The organism is Paenibacillus sp. S-38 (assembly GCF_049942825.1).
In the GTDB taxonomy this organism is placed as follows: domain Bacteria; phylum Bacillota; class Bacilli; order Paenibacillales; family NBRC-103111; genus Paenibacillus_G.
The window spans coordinates 5,753,759-5,774,555 of record NZ_CP187970.1 but is presented as its reverse complement, the minus strand read 5'-3'; the positions used below and the strand labels follow the sequence as shown (position 1 = coordinate 5,774,555).

The 20,797-nt window shown below is 60.3% G+C and carries 16 protein-coding genes and 1 other annotated feature; of the genes, 12 read left to right on the top strand and 4 right to left on the bottom strand.

Annotated features, from left to right (window positions below; all coding sequences use genetic code 11):
- Nucleotides 1-39 precede the first annotated feature (39 nt).
- Nucleotides 40-1,170: a glutamate 5-kinase gene (gene proB / locus ACP26L_RS25405; RefSeq protein WP_426447501.1), complete on the bottom strand. Its 1,131-nt coding sequence runs from the start codon at nt 1,168-1,170 to the stop codon at nt 40-42.
- 78 nt (nt 1,171-1,248) lie between these two features.
- Nucleotides 1,249-1,461, bottom strand: a binding site (T-box leader).
- 78 nt (nt 1,462-1,539) lie between these two features.
- A complete protein-coding gene (locus ACP26L_RS25400) occupies nt 1,540-2,745 on the bottom strand; it encodes a pyridoxal phosphate-dependent aminotransferase (RefSeq protein ID WP_426447499.1) in 1,206 nt (401 codons plus the stop codon).
- A gap of 283 nt (nt 2,746-3,028) precedes the next feature.
- On the opposite strand from ACP26L_RS25400, the gene ACP26L_RS25395 reads away from it, so the two are divergent.
- Nucleotides 3,029-3,832, top strand: coding sequence for a carbon-nitrogen family hydrolase (locus ACP26L_RS25395; protein ID WP_426447497.1), 804 nt, complete (start codon nt 3,029-3,031; stop codon nt 3,830-3,832).
- Nucleotides 3,833-4,055: 223 nt separating this feature from the next.
- Here ACP26L_RS25395 and ACP26L_RS25390 read toward each other — a convergent pair whose 3' ends face one another.
- Nucleotides 4,056-4,964: a LysR family transcriptional regulator gene (locus tag ACP26L_RS25390; RefSeq protein WP_426447496.1), complete on the bottom strand. Its 909-nt coding sequence runs from the start codon at nt 4,962-4,964 to the stop codon at nt 4,056-4,058.
- A gap of 159 nt (nt 4,965-5,123) precedes the next feature.
- Between ACP26L_RS25390 and leuC the strand changes: the two genes are divergently transcribed.
- The 6 genes from leuC to ACP26L_RS25360 all read left to right on the top strand — a co-directional run bounded on the left by leuC (nt 5,124) and on the right by ACP26L_RS25360 (nt 11,775).
- On the top strand, nt 5,124-6,542 hold the full coding sequence (gene leuC, locus ACP26L_RS25385) for a 3-isopropylmalate dehydratase large subunit (RefSeq protein ID WP_426447494.1): 1,419 nt from the start codon (nt 5,124-5,126) through the stop codon (nt 6,540-6,542).
- Nucleotides 6,543-6,603: 61 nt separating this feature from the next.
- On the top strand, nt 6,604-7,212 hold the full coding sequence (gene leuD, locus ACP26L_RS25380; protein WP_426447492.1) for a 3-isopropylmalate dehydratase small subunit: 609 nt from the start codon (nt 6,604-6,606) through the stop codon (nt 7,210-7,212).
- A 309-nt stretch (nt 7,213-7,521) separates the two neighbouring features.
- The gene (locus tag ACP26L_RS25375; protein WP_426447490.1) at nt 7,522-8,394 is read left to right on the top strand and encodes a 3-hydroxyacyl-CoA dehydrogenase family protein; all 873 of its coding nucleotides are present in this window, start codon (nt 7,522-7,524) and stop codon (nt 8,392-8,394) included.
- Nucleotides 8,391-9,605, top strand: a complete 1,215-nt coding sequence (locus ACP26L_RS25370) for an acetate kinase (protein ID WP_426447488.1) — start codon at nt 8,391-8,393, stop codon at nt 9,603-9,605. Before ACP26L_RS25375 ends, ACP26L_RS25370 begins: the two co-directional genes overlap by 4 nt.
- Nucleotides 9,606-9,755: 150 nt before the next feature.
- Complete coding sequence (gene asnS / locus ACP26L_RS25365) at nt 9,756-11,054, top strand: asparagine--tRNA ligase (RefSeq protein WP_426447486.1); 1,299 nt, start codon at nt 9,756-9,758, stop codon at nt 11,052-11,054.
- A 37-nt stretch (nt 11,055-11,091) separates the two neighbouring features.
- Nucleotides 11,092-11,775, top strand: a complete 684-nt coding sequence (locus ACP26L_RS25360) for a DnaD domain-containing protein (RefSeq protein ID WP_426447484.1) — start codon at nt 11,092-11,094, stop codon at nt 11,773-11,775.
- 142 nt (nt 11,776-11,917) lie between these two features.
- Here the strand turns inward: ACP26L_RS25360 and ACP26L_RS25355 are convergent, their stop codons facing one another.
- Nucleotides 11,918-13,189: a methyl-accepting chemotaxis protein gene (locus ACP26L_RS25355; RefSeq protein ID WP_426447482.1), complete on the bottom strand. Its 1,272-nt coding sequence runs from the start codon at nt 13,187-13,189 to the stop codon at nt 11,918-11,920.
- 249 nt (nt 13,190-13,438) lie between these two features.
- Here ACP26L_RS25355 and ACP26L_RS25350 point away from each other — a divergent pair, with 249 nt between their 5' ends.
- The 5 genes from ACP26L_RS25350 (at nt 13,439) to ACP26L_RS25330 (ending at nt 20,752) form a co-directional block, all read left to right on the top strand.
- A complete protein-coding gene (locus ACP26L_RS25350) occupies nt 13,439-14,275 on the top strand; it encodes an ABC transporter ATP-binding protein (RefSeq protein WP_426447480.1) in 837 nt (278 codons plus the stop codon).
- The gene (locus ACP26L_RS25345) at nt 14,226-15,374 is read left to right on the top strand and encodes an efflux RND transporter periplasmic adaptor subunit (protein WP_426447478.1); all 1,149 of its coding nucleotides are present in this window, start codon (nt 14,226-14,228) and stop codon (nt 15,372-15,374) included. Before ACP26L_RS25350 ends, ACP26L_RS25345 begins: the two co-directional genes overlap by 50 nt.
- Nucleotides 15,374-18,289, top strand: coding sequence for an ABC transporter permease (locus ACP26L_RS25340; protein ID WP_426447476.1), 2,916 nt, complete (start codon nt 15,374-15,376; stop codon nt 18,287-18,289). Before ACP26L_RS25345 ends, ACP26L_RS25340 begins: the two co-directional genes overlap by 1 nt.
- Nucleotides 18,290-18,293: 4 nt before the next feature.
- On the top strand, nt 18,294-19,163 hold the full coding sequence (locus tag ACP26L_RS25335; protein WP_426447474.1) for an ABC transporter ATP-binding protein: 870 nt from the start codon (nt 18,294-18,296) through the stop codon (nt 19,161-19,163).
- 119 nt (nt 19,164-19,282) lie between these two features.
- Nucleotides 19,283-20,752, top strand: a complete 1,470-nt coding sequence (locus tag ACP26L_RS25330; protein ID WP_426447472.1) for an extracellular solute-binding protein — start codon at nt 19,283-19,285, stop codon at nt 20,750-20,752.
- Nucleotides 20,753-20,797 lie beyond the last annotated feature (45 nt).

The window sequence follows — 20,797 nt, the reverse complement described above, 5'->3', positions numbered from 1 at the left end:
GCCGTCAGGCCATTGCATTGCATAAGAGATCCGTCCGTTCTAATGGGCCGAATCCTTCGTCCGCAGCGACTGGGCCAGGGTAATCCACTCATCCCGGTGGATTACTTCGATGCGGGGCACCTCGATGCGGCGCAGCACTTCCTCTGAGCCGAGGCCGGCCGCCGCCTGCAGCTGCCATGATTCGTAGTTGACGACGCCGCGCCCGATGATCTGGCCGTTCACGCCGGCCACTTCGATCACGTCGCCAGGGTGGAATTCGCCCGAGACTTCGCGCACACCCGCTGGCAGCAGGCTGCGGCCGCCGCTGACGAGCGCCGATTCGGCCCCTTCGTCCACGGTAACCAGGCCCTTCGGCTGCGAGTGAAATCCGAGCCACTGCTTCTTCATCGGCAGGTTATGCTCGCTCGTATCGAAGTAGGTGCCCCGGCCGGTGCCGGCGGCTGCATTCACCAGGTCGCCGGGCTCGGTCACCCGGCCGACGAAGCAGGGCACGCCGCCCCGCATAGCAATCCGGGCCGCCTCGATCTTAGAGCGCATGCCCCCCGTACCGACCATGGAGCCGGAGCCCCCGGCGATGCGGTAGATATGCTCGTCGATCTCGGTCACGCGGTCGATGCGCTTGGCCTCGGGATTGTGGCGGGGATCCTCGGTGTAGAGGCCGTCGGTGTCCGTGAGGATAAGCAGCCGGCGTGCACGGACGAGGTTGGCGACAAGCGCGGAGAGCGTATCGTTATCCCCGAATTTGAGCTCGTCGACCGCCACCGTATCGTTCTCGTTGACGACGGGGAGAATGCCCCGCCGGAGCAGCTCCTCGATCGTCGCCTGGGCATTCTGGATGCGCCGGCGGTTCGAGAAGTCGGAGCGGGTCAGCAGAATCTGGCCGATGCCGATCCCGTACTCCGCGAAGGCCGCCTGGTAGGCCTGCATGAGCAGCGCCTGCCCGACCGATGCCGACGCCTGTTTCTCGTGGAGCAGCTTCGGCCGCACGGCATAGCCCATGGCCCGGAAGCCGGCGGCTACGGCACCGGAGGTGACAAGAAGAACGCGGTCCCCTCCGCGGTGCAGACGGGCAAGCTCCGAGGCGAAGAAGGCGATGGAATCCCGGTTCAGCCCCCCTTCATCCGAGGTCAGCGAGGAGCTGCCGATTTTGACTACGATCGTTCCCTGCATTGCATATCCCTCATTCCTTCAATCTTCAAACGTCAATCCGCGGCACAGCGGCCGGAATAAAACAAAAAGGCCCCGTCCTGTAAGGACGAAAGCCTTGACTTCCGCGGTACCACCTTAGTTGATGAATGATTCATCCGTCTTTCCATCCTCATAACGGCAGGGTGCCGTCCGGCTCATCACCGGCCGTTCAGGGGCGGGTTCGGCAAAGGTTCACGGTAAATTCTCGCAGCCAGTGGAATTTACTCTCTGAGCGTGAAGGGGCTCTCCTACTATTCCCATCATAACGTTTGGTTCTTCTTAGCATATCATGGGACCGCCGGATTTGTAAAGGCGGTGCGGCTTCACGATTCGCTTAAGAACGCGGCCGCATCAGCCGAACAGACGGAGCTTGTCGATCCGCTCCGCCGCTTCCTGCAGGCGGTCTTCGCCTGTAAGGAGGCCGAGGCGGACATAGCCTTCGCCGTGGGTGCCGAAGCCGATGCCCGGCGCGACGACGATCTTGGCTTCTTCGAGCAGCCGGTCAGCCAGCGATTCCGAGGTGTGCCCCTTGGGCACCGGAAGCCAGGTAAAGAAGGAGCCGGCCGGTTTGGCGGCCTTCCAGCCGATCCTATCCAGCGCGCCGAACAGGGCGTCCCGGCGTCCCTGATAGACGGAGACGAGCTCATGGACGCAGTCCTGCGGGCCTCTCAGCGCCTCGGCCGCCGCCACCTGGATCCCGCCGAAAAGGGAACAGTAGTAGTGGTCCTGGATCAGGTTGATCATCCGGACGATCTCGGGGTTGCCGAGGCAGAAGCCTACACGCCAGCCCGCCATGTTGTATGTTTTCGAGAGCGTGTAGAATTCCACGCCGACTTCCTTGGCGCCGGGGAACTGGAGGAAGCTCAGCGGACGCTGGCCGTCGAAGCCGACCGCCCCGTAGGCAAAATCGCTGGAGACGACAATCCCGTGCTTGGCCGCAAACTCGATCGTTTCCTTATAGAAGGATGCGTTCGCGACCGCCGCCGTCGGGTTGTTCGGGTAGTTGATGAACATGAGCTTGGCCTGGCGCACTTCCTCGGCGGGCAGGGCGCTGTAGTCCGGCAGGAAGCCGTTCTCCTCACGCAGCGGCATGAAGCTCATCCGGGCTCCGGCCAAAGCGACGCCGGACCAGTAGTCGGGATAGCCGGGATCGGGCACGAGGCACACGTCGCCGGGATTCAGCAGGCACTGGGCGATCTCAACGAGGCCGGTTTTGCCGCCGAAGAGAATGGCGACCTCCGTCTCGGGATCGAGGTCCACGCCGTAGTCCTCCTTATACCGCAGGGCGACGGCCTCCTTCAGGAAGCCGAAGCCGCTGAAGGGAGGATAGCGGTGATAGAGCGGATTCTCCGCCGCCTCCTGCAGCGCTTTGACGATATGCGCCGGCGTGGGACGGTCGGGATTGCCCTGTCCGAGGTTGATCACATCATGGCCGAGGGCGATCTGTTCGTTCGCCTTGCGTACGAGCTTCGAGAAGAACTGCGTCGGCAGCTCCTGCAGGCGCTGGGCGGGCTGCATGGGGAAGGCGCTGACCACGCCCGGTGTGGAAGAAGTCATATATATGTCACTCCAATGGTCTATAGAATGAAAGAAACAGCCTGAAAACGCAGGGGAGCATAGGCAAAAAGCCCGCTGCCTTAATTCACGGTCATCAGATAGGAATAATGTAACATGAAACGGCCGGAGTGTACACCGCCCCGGGAAGTTTTCCTGCCGGCAGCAGGGGGCAGGAGTCCGGACGGCATTGAAGTTCTCGAACTCATCCTCTATCATTAGAAGAAAACGATGGGGCGCACGGCCGGAAGCGGCGCCGTCCCAAGCTCAGAAAGATGGGAAGCTTATGACAAGCACAAAATGGAATCTCGCGCTCCTCCAGATGGACATCGCGATCGGGGAGCCGGACAACAACTTCGCGAAGCTCGAAGCCCTGCTGGAGGAGGCGGTGACAGGGGACGTCAAGCCGGACGTCATCGTCTTCCCCGAGATGTGGAACACGGGCTATGCGCTCGAGCAGATCCGTGAGCTGGCGGACCGGGAAGGAGAGCGGACCCGGGCGCTCTTGTCGGCGTTCAGCCGGAAGCACGGCGTGCTGATCGTCGGCGGCTCGGTGGCCGACCTGCGGGAGGACGGCGTGTACAACACGATCTACTCCTATGACCGCGAAGGTGAGCAGGTAGGTGCGTATTCCAAGATCCACCTCTTCCGCCTCATGGATGAGGAGAAGTTCCTGCTCAGCGGCAGCGAGGTGGGCCGCCTGGAGCTGGACGGGGTGCCGGCCGGCGCGATGATCTGCTACGATATCCGCTTCCCGGAGCTGGCCCGCAGGCTCGCACTCGGCGGCGCCCAGGTACTCTTCGTGCCGGCGGAGTGGCCGAAGCCCCGGCTGCACCACTGGCGCACGCTGCTTACCGCCCGGGCGATCGAGAACCAGATGTTCGTCGTCTCCTGCAACCGGGTGGGCATCAGCGGCACGACGGAGTTCTTCGGCCACTCTATGGTAATCGACCCTTGGGGCGAGGTGATCGCTGAGGGGGATGAATCCGAGCGGATCATCCGGGCGACGATCGACCTCGGTCTCGTCCCTGAGGTGCGCAGCCGCATTCCGATCTTCGAGGACCGCCGTCCCTCCCTGTACCAGGAATAACCGTGCAGGCCGGAGGGCAGGGCGGACGGCAGTCACGCATAAGAGAGAGCAGACAAGGAGCCTTCCGGCTTGGCCGGAGGCTTTTTTCGTTACATTTTTTCCGTTACACCTATTTGAGTTTGAATCCTGTAAGCGCTTATTGACCGCCTGCGAATAGGATCTATGAACGCAGGGGCGGCCGCGTCCGCAGGACGTATTCACGGCAAGCTGATACAGCTTTCCCTTATTGCAGAGCGGCCTCCCTCATCACATCGCGGAACGTCTCGATGAAGGCTTCCACCGCTTTGGACAGGTAGCGTCCCTTGCGGGAGGCGATAACCAGGGTCCTTGTCGGCCGGCCGGCGAGCGGGCGGTACACCGGGGAGAGCTCGCCTCCCCCGCGCCGGCGCACCATGCGGGGGATGAAGCTGATGCCCATCCCGGCAGCGACGAGCGCCTGCACGGTATCGATGTTGGAGCTCTCGAAGACGATGTTCGGGGAGAAGCCTGCCTGGTGGCAGAGCTCAAGCGTGATCTGGCGGAAGCCCTGGCCCTTCTTCAGCGCGATGAAGGGCTCGCTCTGCAGCGAAGCGACGTCGAAGCTGTCGGAGGGCTGGCTGCCGAGCGCCAGCGGATGGCCGGGCGGCAGCGCGAGCACGATTTCCTCCTCGATGATCGGCTCCGCCGCGAGCGTTTCGTCGAACAGGGGAATGGAGAGCAGAGAGATGTCCACCTGGCCGATCCCGGTGAGATGCTCGAGGTTCGCCGAGGTCTCCTCAACGAGCGTGATCTCGATCTCCGGATAGCGCGCCTGGAAGACGGGCAGCACGAACGGGAGCACGTGGGCTCCGGTGATCGGCAGGGAGCCGACGACGAGCTTGCCCTTGCGCATCTGTGAGATGTCCTCCATCTCGCGTCTCAGCTGCTCCACCATATCGAGGATGGCCTGGGCTTTCTCCACGAAGAGGGAGCCGGCATGGGTTACCTCGACGGAGTTGGTCGTACGCTGGAAGAGCAGTACACCGATCTCCTTCTCGAGCTTCGAGAGCTGCTGGCTGAGCGAGGGCTGGGCGATATGGAGCTTTTCGGCGGCGCGGGAGAAATTCTTGTCGATGGCGATCTGCAGGGCATACTGCAGCTGGCGGAGTTCCATAAGGAGGCCTCTTTTCTATAAGGAATGGTTGGAGTGACCTGGTACTATCTTTATAATCAAATCCTATGAATGTTATAGATATTATATCTTGGAACAATGAATAAGGAAATGGTACGATGGGTTTACAAAAGAGACGACTTATTAATTGAGGTGGAACCAATGGCCAAAACCATGTTCGAGAAGATTTGGGACAATCACGTAATTCAATCGGAGCCGGGCAAACCGAGCATCATTTATATCGACCTGCACCTGGTCCACGAAGTAACCTCCCCGCAAGCGTTCGAAGGCCTTCGCCTGAGCGGCCGCAAGGTGCGCCGTCCGGACCTGACCTATGCGACGATGGACCACAACGTACCGACGAAAGACCGCTACAACATCACCGACCCGATCTCGAAGCAGCAGATCGACACGCTGTCCAAGAACTGTGCGGACTTCGGCGTCACGCTCTTCGACCTCGACTCCATCGACCAGGGTGTCGTTCACGTTATGGGCCCTGAGCTCGGCTTGACGCACCCGGGCAAGACGATCGTCTGCGGCGACAGCCATACCTCGACGCACGGTGCTTTCGGCGCCCTCGCATTCGGTATCGGCACCTCCGAGGTCGAGCACGTGCTCGCTACCCAGTGCCTCCAGCAGTCCAAGGCGAAGACGCTTGAAGTGCGCATCAACGGCAAGCTGAAGCCGGGCGTCACGGCGAAGGACCTGATCCTCGGCGTCATCGCCAAGTACGGCACGGACTTCGCAACGGGCTACGTTATCGAGTACACCGGCGAAGCGATCCGCGGCCTGTCCATGGAAGAGCGGATGACCGTGTGCAACATGTCCATCGAAGCCGGCGCAAGAGCGGGCCTGATCGCTCCGGACCAGACGACCTTCGATTACCTCCGCGGCCGCCAGTACGTACCGCAGGGCGAAGCGTTCGAGGCAGCCGTAGCCGCATGGAAGCAGCTCTCCACGGATGAAGGCGCACAGTACGACTGGGTTGTTGAATTCGATGCTGACTCCCTGATCCCGCAGGTCACCTGGGGCACGAGCCCGGGCATGGGAACCAGCGTAACGGCGACGGTACCGAATCCGGCTGATTTTGCCACCGAGAACGAGCGCAAGGCGGCTGAGAAGGCCATTGAATACATGGGCCTCACACCGGGCACGCCAATGACGGAGATTCCTGTCGACTACGTGTTCATCGGTTCCTGTACGAACGGCCGGATCGAAGACCTGCGCGCCGCTGCGGCGGTTGCCCAAGGCCACAAGGTTTCTCCTAATGTTACGGCGATCGTGGTACCGGGTTCGGGCCGCGTCAAGATCCAAGCCGAGAAGGAAGGCCTCGACGTCATCTTCACGGAAGCGGGCTTCGAATGGCGCGATGCGGGCTGCTCGATGTGCCTCGCGATGAACCCCGACGTTCTGAAGCCGGGCCAGCGCTGCGCTTCGACGTCCAACCGGAACTTCGAAGGCCGCCAGGGCCGCGACGGCCGGACGCACCTCGTGTCTCCTGCGATGGCGGCAGCCGCTGCAATCGAAGGACGCTTCGTAGACGTGCGCGACTGGCAGTTCAAGGTCAAGCAAGAAGCGTAAGATTTGAATCGAATTCATCCGACTTGGACTTATAGATATCGAATGTAGAGGAGTTATCACAATGGAAGCTTTCAACCAGCATACCGGCCTCGTGGCTCCGGTGGACCGCGTGAACGTGGACACGGACGCGATTATCCCTAAGCAGTTCCTGAAGCGCATTGAGCGCTCCGGCTTCGGCCAATTCCTGTTCTACGAATGGCGCTTCGACCAGAGCGGCGCCGAGATTCCGAGCTTCAGCCTGAACCAGCCGCGCTACCAAGGCGCGTCGGTCCTGATCTCCCGCGCCAACTTCGGCTGCGGCTCCTCCCGTGAGCACGCGCCTTGGGCGATCCAGGACTTCGGCTTCCGCGTTGTGATCGCGCCGTCGTATGCCGACATTTTCTACAACAACTGCTTCAAGAACGGCATCCTGCCGATCAAGCTGAGCGAGGAGCAGGTGGAAGAGCTCTTCCAGCGCACGGCTGCGCAGGAAGGCTACCAGCTGACCGTCGATCTGGAGAACAAGACGATCACCGACAGTCAAGGCCTGAACATCGCGTTCGATCTTGACGAGCACCGCCGCCAGTTCCTGCTGCAGGGACTCGACGATATCGGGCTGACGCTCCAGCATGCCGACAAGATCACCGCTTACGAGCAGGCACACGAATCCCGCCTGTCCTACAACCGTTAATATCTACGGACCCGTTGTCCCTTCCTTTGTGAAGCGGCCGGCGGGTTCTTTTTCATTGTCCAGCCATCATTGAATCTTGGCAAATCCGGGTATCCTAAGGCCCAAAGAGCGTGAGCCGGACGCGGAAAAAGGTGACAAAAAGAGTACGTTTGACCCGTTTATTATGAATGAAAATGGGTGAATTGTCATGGAGTGGAAATGGATCCGCTCGCATTTTGTCTTCTTTGTGAAAATTGCCATACGCTTTTTCATTTCTTAATTCGGTTGTGTATAATACATCTGAAGCAGGTCAGAAAGGGTGTACGGACTATGGCATGGAACAAAATCGGCGTCGTCGGCGCCGGCACAATGGGACAAGGAATAGCCGAGATGCTTGCAGGCAAGGGCCTGGAAGTCGTACTGGTAGAGCGTACAAAGGAAAAGCTCGACCTTGCGCTCGAGCAGCTCGAGATTTCACTTGATAAACAGATGGAAAAGTGGGCGATTACGCCTGTCGAGAAGAAACTGATTCTTTCGAGAATCCATAAAGAAACGTCGCTGGAGAGCTTCGCCGACTGCGATCTCGTCATCGAGACGATCAGCGAAGATCTGGATCTGAAAAAAGAAGTGTTCCGCGTTCTGGACGAGGTATGCCCGCCGAACGTGGTGCTGGCCAGCAATACGTCGACGCTCAGCTTGACGGAGCTTGCGGCCGAGACCAAGCAGCCGGAGCGGGTGATCGGGCTGCACTTTCTGTACCCGGTATCGAAGATTCACATGGTTGAGATTATCCGCGGACTCCGAACAAGCGAAGATACCTTCGCCCAGACGAAGCAGTTCGTTGAGGACACGATCCAGAAGCGGGGCATCCAGGTGTATGAATCGCCGGGCTTCGTCACCACGCGCCTCATCTGCGTGCTGATCAACGAGGCGCTCCATGTGCTGTCCGAGCGTGTGGCGGAAGCCGCCGACATCGACAGCGCGATGCGCATCGGGTACGACTTCCACTACGGTCCGCTCGAGATGTGCGACCGCTTCGGGCTGGATTCGGTCCTTGCAGCCATGGAGCGGATGTTCCGCGAATTCGGCGACGTGAAATACCGTCCGGCGGTCATCCTGAAGCAGATGGTGCGCGCAGGCCACCTCGGGATGAAGACGGGACAAGGCTTCTTCCGCTATGATAAGGATGGTGACCGGATATGATTGTTCTCGTAATTAACGCGGGGAGCTCCTCGCTCAAATTCCAGCTGTACCAGATGGAGGACGAATCCGTCTTGGCCAAGGGCCGCGTAGAGCGGATCGGCATGGAGTCGGCAATCGTCACCATCGAGCCTACCGGCAAGCCGGAGGTGCGCGAAGTGCGTGAAATTCTCGAGCACACCACCGCGATCCGCAAGGTGCTCGACATGATCGTGCATCCGCAGCACGGCGTGCTGAAGTCCGTCAGCGAGATTGAAGCGGTCGGACACCGCGTCGTCCACGGAGGCGAATCGTTCTCGAGCTCCGTGCTCGTCACGGAAGAAGTGAAGCAGGAGATCAAGCGCCTCTTCGACCTCGCCCCTCTGCATAACCCGGCGCATATGCTGGGCATCCACGCAGTGGAAGCGAACATGCCGGGGGTGCCCCAGGCGGTTGTGTTCGATACGGCCTTCCACCAGACGATGCCTCCGGTATCGTACCTCTATCCGATTCCGATGGTGCTCTATAAAAAGCACAAGATCCGCCGCTACGGCTTCCACGGCACGTCGCACGGATACGTCAGCGAACAGGCGGCGAAGTTCCTCGGCCGACCGCTGGAGGAGCTCAAGCTGGTGACCTGCCATATCGGCAACGGCGCTTCCTGCACGGCTGTCGACGGCGGCAGGTCGGTGGATACCAGCATGGGCATGACTCCGCTGGAAGGTCTCATGATGGGTACGCGCAGCGGCGACATCGACCCGGCGATCGTGCCGTTCACGATGGCCAAGGAAGATCTGACACTGAGCGAAGTGAACTCGATGCTCAACAAGCACAGCGGCCTGCTCGCCATCTCGAATATCGGCAGCGATATGCGGGAGATCGCGGAGGCGATGGAAGCCGGAGACCGCAATGCGGCACTGGCCTTCGAGATGTACGAGTACCGGCTCCGCAAGTACATCGGCTCCTACGCGGCGGCGATGAACGGTCTGGACGCCATCGTGTTCACCGCGGGGGTCGGCGAGAACTCCGCGCTGCTGCGCGCGGCCGTATGCCGCGGGCTGAGCTTCCTCGGCATCGATTTCGACGAAGAGGAGAACGCCCGCCGCTCGCCCGAAGACCGTGCCATCACGAAGCCGGGCTCCCGGGTGCAGGTGCTCGTGATTCCGACCAATGAAGAATTGGTCATCGCGCGCGACACCTACGGCTTGATTTTGAACCGCAATCATGTAGAATAAGAAGACGGACAGGAGCGCAAACGTTTGTTCTGTAAACGGGCTGCGTCCTGCAGAGGAGAGCGGGTTGCCTTCCCTTCGGGGACAGGGCCCGTTTTTCTCGGTCTTCCGGGGTAGTTGTAACGGTTAGCGAACAAGGAGGAGATCAAACCAATGAGCCGTACATTGTGCACCATCCGCGAAGCGGGCAAGCATGTGGAACAGACGGTGACGATCGGCTGCTGGCTGCATAACATCCGCTCCAGCGGCAAGATCCGGTTCCTGCAGCTGCGGGACGGGTCGGGATTTATGCAGGGTGTGGTTGTGAAGAGTGAAGTGCCCGAAGAAGTGTGGGAGAATGCGGGCATGCTGACGCAGGAGAGCTCCCTCTACGTCACCGGGGTCGTTAAGGAAGATACGCGCAGCAAGGGCGGCTTCGAGCTGACGGTCACGGGGCTGGAGATTATTCAGATTGCCAGTGACTATCCGATCACGCCGAAGGAGCACGGGGTGGACTTCCTTATGGACCACAGGCATCTATGGATCCGTTCTCCCCGGCAGCGGGCCATTCTGGTCGTGCGTGCTCAGATTATCCGCGCCGTGCAGGATTTCTTCGACGAGCGGGGCTTCCATCTGGTCGATCCGCCGATCCTGACGCCGTCCTCCTGCGAAGGAACGACGAATCTGTTCCATACGAAGTACTTCGAAGAAGACGCTTACCTGACACAGAGCGGGCAGCTCTATATGGAAGCGGCTGCGATGGCGCTCGGCCGGGTCTACTCGTTCGGACCGACGTTCCGCGCAGAGAAGTCCAAGACCCGCCGCCACCTCATCGAGTTCTGGATGATCGAGCCGGAGATGGCTTTCGTGACGCATGAGGAGAACCTGGAGATCCAGGAGCAGTTCGTCTCGCATGTCGTGCAGTCGGTGCTGAAGAACTGCCGCAAGGAGCTCGAAACCCTGGAGCGCGATATCTCGAAGCTGGAGAACATTCAGGCGCCGTTCCCGCGCATTACATACGACGAAGCGGTGGAGTTCCTGAAGAAGAACGGCCACGAGTTCGAATGGGGTGAAGACTTTGGCGCACCGCACGAGACGGCCATAGCCCAGAGCTACGACAAGCCGGTGTTCATCACCCACTATCCGACCGAGATCAAGGCGTTCTATATGAAGCCTGATCCGAACCGCCCCGAGGTGGTGCTCTGCGCCGATATGATCGCGCCGGAGGGCTACGGGGAGATTATCGGAGGCAGCCAGCGGATCGACGATCCGGAGCTGATGGAAGAGCGCTTCCTGCAGCACGAGCTGTCGAAGGAAGCTTACCAGTGGTATCTGGACCTGAGAAAATACGGCTCGGTTCCCCACTCCGGCTTCGGCCTCGGCCTGGAGCGCACCGTAGCCTGGATCTGCGGGCTGGATCACGTCCGCGAGACGATTCCGTTCCCTCGTCTGCTCTACCGTCTGTACCCTTGATCCCGCGGCCGGCATAGAAAAGGGAGAGGGGCAGGGTATGAGATCAAGTCAAGGAACGAACAAGGAATTGTCAGCGGCGCTTCTTCTCGGCTGGAAGGACGGCCAGGTGGATGTGCCTTACTGGCTCCTCCAGTATTACTCGCGCCTGCGCCTGCAGGAGGCGGAGGTCATGCTGATTCTGCATGTCATGGCCTTCAAGCAGAAGGAGCAGAAGGATTTCCCGACGCTCGAGGAGATCCAGTCGAGGATGTCGCTTCCGCCGGAGAAGGTCATCGCCGCGCTGCAGAAGCTGCTCAAGGAAGGGCTGCTGCAGATCGACGAGGAGATGGATCCGGCATCCGGGGTGCACAGCGAGAAGTACAACTGGACACCGCTCCTGGAGCGGCTGGCGGAGTGCCGGCTGGAGGATCTCCAGGAGGAGAAGGCGTCCCGGCGGATCCGTCCGGGAGCCGCTGCCGGTGCAGGCAGCCGGGACGTGTTCACGATCTTCGAGAAGGAATTCGGCCGTCCCCTGACGCCGATGGAGCTTGAATCGATCGCGGGGTGGCTCGACAAGGACGGCCATCCGGAGGAGCTGATTCTTGCCGGGCTCAAGGAAGCGGTCTTTGCCGGCAAAGTGCATTTCCGGTACATTGACCGGATCCTGCTCGAGTGGCAGCGCAACCGGATCACGAGCGTGGAGCAGGCAAAGGAGCATTCGCAGAAATTCCGCTCGCGTTAATCTCGGGTGAACTAGTGAAGCAGCAGGTTTGTCCATAAATATCAATAAGACCCCCTTCGCTCTTGGGTAGAGTGGAGGGGGTCTTTGCTGTGCCGCAATCGGGCTTCTGTATTCAATTCGCAGGCCAGTTTCGCCGGCAGCCTTACACCTTGAAACGGTTCATGAGCCCGCTCAGCTTGCTGCCCATGTGTTCGAGGCGCTCGGCCGCGCCGCTGACCTCGCCCATGCTGATCTGGACATTATCGGTAAGCTTCACAATCTCGGTGATGCCCTGCGAAGAGTGGCGAGCCGTCGAGGCCATATTGTCCACCGTGGCGGCCACTTCCTCGCTGCCGGCAGCCATCTGCTCGCCTACGGCGGACATTTCGCGGATCTGGTCATTGATATTCTCGAAGGCTTCGAGGATCTGGCGGATCGTCGTTTCCGTCGAAGCGACGACGGAGAGGCCGCGGGAGATTTCCTGTTCGGAGAGCTGCATGGCACTCGACGCCTGCTCGGAGTTCGTACGGATCTGCCCGATCACATCGCCGATCTTCTGGGCCGAATCGCCGGATTGGGTGGCAAGCTTGCGGATCTCGCTGGCCACTACCGCGAAGCCTTTGCCCTGCTCGCCGGCACGGGCCGCCTCGATGCCGGCATTGAGCGCCAGCATGTTCGTCTGCTCGGAGATGCCGCGGATCGACTGGATGAAGCCGCTGATCTCCTGCGTGCGGCCGACGAGCTCGTGAATCGTTGCCGTCAGGGTGCCGAACGATTCGCGGATGCGTCCCATCTGCGCGTTCATCCCCGAGAGGTCTTCGCGGGAGCGGACGGCCGAACCGGCGGCTTCCGCAGCTTCCGACGATGCCGATGAGGACGTCTCTGCGATCCGCAGAATGCCTTGGGTCATCTCGTCAACGGCTTTGGCGCTCTCGGCTGCCGCAACCGATTGGGTCCGCATGCCCGAATCCATCGACTGCAGGTTCTGCAGGATGAGGGCGTAGTCGTTCCTTGTGCTCTCCATCTGGCGCTGTACCACTTCGATCGAAGCCTGAACCTGGTCGGAAGTCAGCTTAACCTCGGAGACCAGCTTCTGCAGGGCTTCCCGCATCCCATTCATCGGGACGCCGAAACGCTTCATCGAACCGAGGCGTTCGAGGTTGATATCCTGGGTCAGGTCGCCATTCGCAATATGGGAGATGAACCCTTCGATCTCACGGAAGGGCTTGGCGTAAGTCATGAAGTTGGAGACGCCGACGACAGTCGTGCCGAGGCCTACCAGCAGCAGAAGGCCGAGGTTCTCCAGGGACAGCAGTTTTTCACCGGTAAAGAGACAGTTGACAAGAACGGCGGCGGCACCGATCGTTACGCCTTGTCCGAACGTCCGCAGACAGTATTTTACCAAGGTCCTCATAATTTCTTTGTTAGCGTCCATATCTTGCTGCACTCCTTTGGTTATTATATGTAATTTTCCTGCGAGAGGAAATCATAGCCAAAAAAAATTTCGGGCTCATGTAACCTTTTATCGGCGGCATCCGTCTATTCTATTAGTACTGTAACAATTTGTCATTTTCCCAGACTCATAGACGGCCTGCACGGGAGGGCGGCCGTGTGCCGCTCCCGCCGCGGGCGTCTTGCAGCGCGGTGATCCGTGCGCTTGGAGAAGGACTGGAGGAGGATTGTGATGATGTCTTGGCTGCGGAGAAAACAATCTACAGCAGAACCCGGAGGCTCATCCGCAGCTGAAGCAGGGGCTAGAACTGCGGTGAACCCGGCCGATGGTTCAGCGGAGGTCCCTCCGGCGGAAGAGGGGGGGCTGCCCGAGGTGGACACGGGTACTCCGCTGCTGACCGTCAGAGGGGTGGAGCGTTCTTTTGCCGTAGGAGGGGACACGCTCCATGTGCTCAAAGGCATCAATATGGAGCTGTACCCGCTCCAGCTTGTGATGCTCAAGGGCCGGTCGGGCTCAGGTAAAACCACACTGCTCAATCTTATTGGGGGATTGGACCAGCCGAACCGGGGAGAGATCCTGTTCAAGGGCCACCCATTTCACAGCAGCAGCGACGACAAGCGGACGTACATACGAAGACAGGATATCGGTTTTATTTTTCAATCGTTTGCCTTAATGCCCCTCTTGTCCGCTTGGGAGAACGTGGAATTGTCGCTGCGCATGGCCGGTGTGCCGAGAAGCGAGTGGAAGGCGAGAATCGCCCACTGCCTGGAGCTTGTGGGACTGACGAAGCGGATGCATCACCGTCCCTTCGAGCTGTCCGGCGGTGAGCAGCAGCGAGTGGCGATTGCGAAGGCGATTGCCCACAAGCCGAGCCTGCTGCTGGCCGACGAGCCGACGGCGGAGCTGGATTCGCAGATGGGCGCTCAGGTGATGGCGGTGTTCCGGGAGATCATCCGCACGGAGCGCACAACGATCTGCATGACAACACATGATCAGACCATAATGGAGGTTGCCGACCGTGTATTCGAAATGGTGGATGGTAAGTTCATCGGCAGGGATGCGGGCTGAACGAAGTGAGGCCCCGAAGGGGGCCGTGCGATTTCTTGGAGGGCGTCGGCTGCTGATCGGCTGCCTGGCCGCTGGGCTCATGCTGACATCCGGCTGTTCTCTCCTGCCGAAGGAGGCCGATGAAGAAGTGTTGCCGGAGATCAAGCCTCCGCAGCTGTCGAAGAAGCCGGAGTATGAGGTGAAGACGCAGACGCTCGAGACGAAGGTCCGGGGCTCCGGCAAGCTGATGGCGACCGTGGAGGAGGATTTGTACTTCACCGACGAGGACAACCGGCGCATCAAGAGCATCGCCGTGAAGACCGGCGACCAGGTGCAGGCCGGACAGGTCATCGCGGAGCTGGACGTGACCGAGCAGGAGAGCCAGCTGAAGCAGAAGCAGCTGCAGACCCGCAAGGACGAGCTCGCGATGATCGAGTCGCTGCGCAAGGCCGATGAGCTCACTTCGGAGGAGCTCGAGAAGGCCAAGATCGACTTCGAGCTGAAGCGCGAGGAGTTGAACAAGCTGCAGAAGACGATCGCCGGCGCGAAGCTTGCGGCGCCCTACAGCGGCACGATCGTGTCCGTCTATCTCAAGAAGGGCGACACGGCCAAGGCTTATGACGCCGTGGCGAAGATCGCCGATCTGTCGCAGCTGACTGTCGCCGCGACGATCTCCACGGACGATCTCAAGAAGGTCGCCGTGGGCATGGAGGCGGTCGTTGATATCAATGCCGCCGGCCAGCATAAGGGGAAGGTGCTGCGTCTGCCTGCGCCGAAGGACGAGAATGCGTCCGGCGGAGGCGGGGAGGGTCAGAGCGACGGCAGCGGGGATTCGAAGCCCGACTCGATCGACAACTACATGCTAATCGCCCTCGACGAATTCCCGCAGGGACTTGACCGCGGCAGGCCGCTCAGCGTGCAGATTATCACGCAGCGCAAGGAGAACACCGTGACGATTCCCGCGGCGGCGCTGCGCTCTTACGCCGGACGAAACTATGTCCAGGTGGTGGACGAGAAGGGCGCGAAGCGTGAGGTGGATGTGGAGATCGGCCAGCAGACCGCCACGGACGTGGAGATCCTGAAGGGCCTGACCCCGGGACAGAAAGTAGTGGGCCGCTGATGCTGATGCTGAGGTTTCTGCTCCGCAAGATGTGGAACACGCGCTGGCTCACGCTGAGCACGCTGGCAGGGCTGATCATGGCGGTTGCGTTCACCACCTCGATTCCGATGTATGCCGACGGCTCCCTGAAGCGGGTGGTGGCGAAGTCGCTAGAGGAGAAGAGCAGCGGCCTGCCGGCAGGCTCGGTGATGGCGCGCTATCAGGCGGCGGGCAGCGATAAGGCGGATGTGGCGGCTTTCGAGGAGGTGGACCGGTATATCCGGGAAGAGCTTCCCACGGAGATCGCCTTCCCTTATACCGCCTTCGTGCGGAGCCTGTCGATCCGTGCCTCCCAGCTGACGCCGGAGGATCCGTCGAAGGTCGATCCGAGCAAGCGGCGGCAGATGACGCTCATGGCGCAGAACGGCCTGCAGGAGCAGGCTGAGCTCACGCTCGGACAGTGGCCTGCGGAACAGCCGCAGGGAGGCGTCGTCGAGGTGGCCCTGCTCGAAGAGGCCCTGTACCGGGCGGATATGCATATCGGCGACGTGTTCATCTATCCGATCTCGGGGGGCAATGGTATTGCGCCGGTGAAGGTCAAGATCGCGGGCGCCTTCAAGCCGAAGAGTGAAGGCGATCCGTACTGGTACCAGGGGATGGAGGGGCTGCTCGGCACCTTCTTCATGAGCGAGGCGGGGTTCCAGGACTATATCCTGAAGAACAAAAAAATCCCTCTCAACCTGGCGAACTGGTATTACGCGTTCGACCTGAAAAATATTCAGACGAGCGACCTGTCGCCGCTTGAAGCCAAGCTCGAGCGGCTGGATATTGTGCTCTTCCAGAAGCTGAAGAACACCCGTGTGGATGTGTCGTTCATTCAGCTTCTCCAGGAGTTCAAGGTCCAGAGCCTGCAGCTGCAGCTGCTGCTCTTCACCCTGGCCGCGCCCATGATCGCGATGGTGTTCTACTACATTGTGATGAATGCCCGCCAGTCCCTGGACCGGCAGCGGACCGTGATCGCGGTCATCCGCAGCCGCGGCGGCAGCACGGGGCAGATCATCTGGATCTATCTGCTCGAAGGGCTGCTGCTCGGCGGGGCGGCCATGGCGCTCGGTCCGATGCTCGGCTGGTTCATGGCCAAGAGCATCGGATCGTCCAGCGGCTTCCTGACGTTCGTCGACCGTAAGGACGTGCCTGTCGGCGTCTCTGCCGAAGCGCTGCTCTACGGGGCGGCCGCGGTGGCCATCGCACTGCTGGCGAGCGTCATTCCCGCGGTCGTCTACGCGCGGGGCTCGATCGTCTCCTACAAGCAGCAGCTGGCCCGCTCGGACCGCAGGCCCTTCTGGCAGCGCTGGTTCCTGGATGTGCTGCTGCTCGGTCTAGTCGGCTACGGGTACTACCTGTTCGCCCAGCGGCAGGACCTGTTCCGGGCCACGGGAATGACGACCGACCAGCTGTCGGTGCATCCGCTGCTCTTCTTCATTCCGGCCCTGTCGATCATCGCGCTCGGCCTGTTCTTCCTGCGGGTGTTCCCGTGGCTGCTGCGCCTGGGCAACTGGCTCGGCAAGCGGCTGCTGCCCGTCCCCGTCTATCTGACGTTGACGCAGCTGTCCCGCTCGTCGACCGCCTATTACCCGCTGATGCTGCTCCTGATCCTGACCCTGGGGCTCGGCGTCTATAACGCCTCCGCGGCGCGGACGATCGACCTGAACTCCACCGACCGCATCCACTATGCCTACGGGACGGATGTGATCATGCGCGCGGAGTGGGAGGCCGTGCCGCTCGAGCTGCCAACAGCGCCGCAGGGCGGCGGCCAGGGCCAGGGCCAGGGCGGGGGACAAGGCCAGCCGGGAGGAGCCGGGGGCCAGGGAAGCCAAGGCGGACAGGGCGGAGGTCAGCCCGGAGGTGCCGGAGGCGGCGAGAACACCCAGGTGAAGATGCGCTACATCGAGCCGCCGTTCGCCGTGTTCCGGGAGCTCGAAGGCGTGGAGCACGCCGCCCGTGTGCTCACCACGAAGGGCAACGTCGTGCTGTCGGGTAAGACGCTCGGGCAAGGCATGCTTATGGGCATCGACAACGTCGACTTCGCCGAGGTGGCATGGTTTCGGCCCGACCTGTTCCAGTCGCATCCGAACAACTATCTGAATCTGCTTGGGGAATACGAGCAGGCAGTGATTATCCCGGACTCCTTTGCGGAGAAGCATCACCTGAAGCCGGGCGACCTGCTGAACATTACGGTCTCACAGCAGCCCGTCGAGTTCATCGTCGTGGCCACTGTGCCGTACTGGCCGAGCCAGTATCCGGATGAAATGCCGTTTTTCATCGCGAATCTCGATTATATCTTCGATCAGGCTCCGGTTACGCCTTATGACGTGTGGCTGAAGATGGAGGAGGGCGCCAAGGTGGCACCGCTGCTTGAAGCGCTGAGTGCGAAGAAGGTCGGAATCGCGACGGTGAAGGATGTGCGCAACGAGCTCATCATCCAGAAGAAGCATCCGGCCCGCGGCGGCGTCTTCGGCATTCTGAGCCTGGGCTTCCTGGTCTCGGCGCTCGTCTCGCTGATCGGCTACATTCTGTATTGGTTCTTTAATCTCTCTTCGCGCGTCGTTCAGTTCGGTGTGCTGCGGGCCATGGGCCTCTCACGCAGACAGCTGACCGGGATGCTGCTCCTGGAGCAGATCTTTACGGCGGGTCTGGCCATCGGCCTCGGCTTCGGGATCGGCAAGCTTACGAGCTATCTCTTCCTGCCGTTCCTGCAGACGGCGGAGAACGTGAAGACGCAGGTGCCGCCGTTCCGGGTGATCTTCGATACCCGGGATACGAGCCAGCTGTATATCGTAGTCGGGGTTATGATGCTGACCGGTGCAATGCTGCTGCTCCTGCATATCCGGCGCCTGCGCGTGCACCAGGCCGTGAAGCTCGGAGAGGAGAAGTGAATTCATGATTCACTGCGAAGGGTTGGTCAAAATCTACAAAACCGACGACATCGAGGTCGTCGCACTGCAGGGGCTCAACATCTCCGTCGCGCAGGGCGAGCTGATGGCCATTATCGGCAACAGCGGCAGCGGCAAGTCCACGCTCCTCAATATTCTGGGCGGCCTGGACCGGCCGTCTGCAGGCCAGGTGCAGGTCGGCGAGTGGAACCTGCTCAAGATCTCGGATGAGGAGCTCGTGCAGTACAAACGCAAGACCGTAGGGTTCATCTGGCAGAACAACGCGCGCAACCTGGTGCCGTATCTGACGGCGCTGGAGAATGTGGAGATGCCGATGATGCTCAGCGGCGCTTACGACCGGGCCTATGCCAGGCAGCTGCTGGAGTGGGTGGGGCTCAAAGAGCGGATGAACAATAAGCTCCAGCAGCTCTCGGGCGGGGAGCAGCAGCGGGTGGCGATCGCCATTGCGCTGGCCAACCGGCCGTCGATGCTGCTCGCCGACGAGCCGACCGGCTCGGTCGATACCCGAACGTCCGATCTCATCATGGATATCTTCCGCCGGCTGAACACCGAGCTTGGCGTAACGGTCGTGATCGTCACCCACGATATGGCTCTGGCCGGCAAGGTGGACCGGGTCGTTGCGATCCGTGACGGCATGACGAGCACGGAGTTCATCAAGCGCAATCCGAACCTGGATGAAGCGGAGCAGGAAGCCGCCGCGGCATTCGGCGTACACGAGGAATACGTGGTCCTGGACCGCGCGGGCCGGCTGCAGATCCCGCGGGCCTATCTGACCGCTCTCGGCATAGAAGGGAAGGCGTCCATGGAGTTCGACGGCGAGAAAATCATCATCCGGACGCCGAAGGAGCTCGGGTGAAGGCCATCTCCCGAGCCTTTGCTCAGCCAAGTTTAAGTTCCGCCTATCAGATTTTCTGCGTTTTTATTACGGACCCTGCCATTCTATCCTATACCCATTCCTATAAAGGAGCTGTACCGATGAATTCCATGATCAAACGGGGCGCCCTGCTGTCCCTCAGTGTGTTAATGACGATGCCCCTGGCGGCTTGTATGGATCAGGGCGGCAAAGACAAGGATACCCCGCGCACCCTGCGCATAGGCACGATGAATTACACCCCGGATGACGAGTGGTTCCGTCAGCGGTTCACCGAGCTGTACGAGTTTGCGAACAAGAACATCACGATCGAGATGGTTCCGCTGATGGACGAGAGCGTGATGTACGGGCCGCCGAAGGAAGGCGAGAAGCAGAAGAGCCCGATGGAGATGATGAAGGAGAAGATGACCGGCCCGAATCCGCCGGACGTGGTCATGGTCAATTTCGAGCAGATGCCCGAGCTTATCGAGAACAACCTGCTGAAGCAGCTCGACCCGATGATCACCAAGGACAAGTTCGATACGAGCGATTATGTGCCGGCGGTTATTGAAGGCATCAAGAAGGCGGGGGACGGCAAGATTTTTGCGCTGGCGCCGCTCTTCAGCTCCTCGGCCCTCGTCTATAACAAGAAGTTGTTCGATGAAGCCGGAGTTACGTACCCCACGGACAAGATGACCTGGGATCAGGTCTTCGACCTGGCGCGCCGGGTGGCGAAGGGCGAAGGCAAAGACCGCAAGTACGGCTTCTCGTTCTCTACGTACAACAGCGGCGATAATAACTACTATGCTTCCCAAATCTATTCGGCTCCGCTGCAGCTCAAGATGTTCGACGACGCCGGGGAGAAGATGACGGTGGATTCGGATCAGTGGGAGAAGGTCTGGAAGACGATTCAGGGACTGCAGACCGAGAAGCTTACACCTGAACCGGTGGACCAAGAAAAAATGCGTCAGGCGATGATGGCGGGCAATCCGGAGGAGTATATGCCCTATCAAGGTGATGATTTCCTCTCTAGTAAAGTGGCGATGGCGGTGATAAACTACCATCAGATTGACCAGATTGCCAATGCTATGAAGCATTCCCAGAATATGAAGAACTTCACACCGTTCGACTGGGATGTCGTCACCCTTCCTGTTCATCCGGAAGAGCCGAATGTCGGCGGCAGCATCTATATGGAAGGCCTGATGGCTGTCAACAGCAACGCACAGAATCCGGATGATGCCTGGGATTTCGTTAAGTTCGTGAACGGGGAAGACTGGGCGCGTCTGAAATCCGGCGGCCAGAACTCGCTGGTTGCCCGTCAGAAGTACATTAAGCAGAAGGATGGGGCGGAGTTCAACATCAAGGCGTTCACGACGCTGCTCCCGGTGTCGAATCCGGACAATTCCAAGCTCTATACAGAGAAGCCGTATATCGGACAGGTGGCGCAGCTCGGCCAGATGAAGTTCCAGGAGGTGGTCAGCGGCAAGCTGCAGGTGCGCGAAGCGCTCAAGCAGTGGCAGACCGAAGGGGATGCGATGCTGCAAAAGCTGAAGGAGAATCCGAATGCCCAGATCGATATGGGCATGGGCAAGTAACGAAAGGCTGCTAGTTACGGATATTTTGTTTGATTTTGTTTGAAC

What these genes read in the sequence shown, in the direction of transcription:
- proB (WP_426447501.1), bottom strand. Translation starts at nt 1,170, where the DNA reads ATGCAGGGAACGATCGTAGTCAAAATCGGCAGCTCCTCGCTGACCTCG.
- ACP26L_RS25400 (WP_426447499.1), bottom strand. Translation starts at nt 2,745, where the DNA reads ATGACTTCTTCCACACCGGGCGTGGTCAGCGCCTTCCCCATGCAGCCC.
- ACP26L_RS25395 (WP_426447497.1), top strand. Translation starts at nt 3,029, where the DNA reads ATGACAAGCACAAAATGGAATCTCGCGCTCCTCCAGATGGACATCGCG.
- ACP26L_RS25390 (WP_426447496.1), bottom strand. Translation starts at nt 4,964, where the DNA reads ATGGAACTCCGCCAGCTGCAGTATGCCCTGCAGATCGCCATCGACAAG.
- leuC (WP_426447494.1), top strand. Translation starts at nt 5,124, where the DNA reads ATGGCCAAAACCATGTTCGAGAAGATTTGGGACAATCACGTAATTCAA.
- leuD (WP_426447492.1), top strand. Translation starts at nt 6,604, where the DNA reads ATGGAAGCTTTCAACCAGCATACCGGCCTCGTGGCTCCGGTGGACCGC.
- ACP26L_RS25375 (WP_426447490.1), top strand. Translation starts at nt 7,522, where the DNA reads ATGGCATGGAACAAAATCGGCGTCGTCGGCGCCGGCACAATGGGACAA.
- ACP26L_RS25370 (WP_426447488.1), top strand. Translation starts at nt 8,391, where the DNA reads ATGATTGTTCTCGTAATTAACGCGGGGAGCTCCTCGCTCAAATTCCAG.
- asnS (WP_426447486.1), top strand. Translation starts at nt 9,756, where the DNA reads ATGAGCCGTACATTGTGCACCATCCGCGAAGCGGGCAAGCATGTGGAA.
- ACP26L_RS25360 (WP_426447484.1), top strand. Translation starts at nt 11,092, where the DNA reads ATGAGATCAAGTCAAGGAACGAACAAGGAATTGTCAGCGGCGCTTCTT.
- ACP26L_RS25355 (WP_426447482.1), bottom strand. Translation starts at nt 13,189, where the DNA reads ATGGACGCTAACAAAGAAATTATGAGGACCTTGGTAAAATACTGTCTG.
- ACP26L_RS25350 (WP_426447480.1), top strand. Translation starts at nt 13,439, where the DNA reads ATGATGTCTTGGCTGCGGAGAAAACAATCTACAGCAGAACCCGGAGGC.
- ACP26L_RS25340 (WP_426447476.1), top strand. Translation starts at nt 15,374, where the DNA reads ATGCTGATGCTGAGGTTTCTGCTCCGCAAGATGTGGAACACGCGCTGG.
- ACP26L_RS25335 (WP_426447474.1), top strand. Translation starts at nt 18,294, where the DNA reads ATGATTCACTGCGAAGGGTTGGTCAAAATCTACAAAACCGACGACATC.
- ACP26L_RS25330 (WP_426447472.1), top strand. Translation starts at nt 19,283, where the DNA reads ATGAATTCCATGATCAAACGGGGCGCCCTGCTGTCCCTCAGTGTGTTA.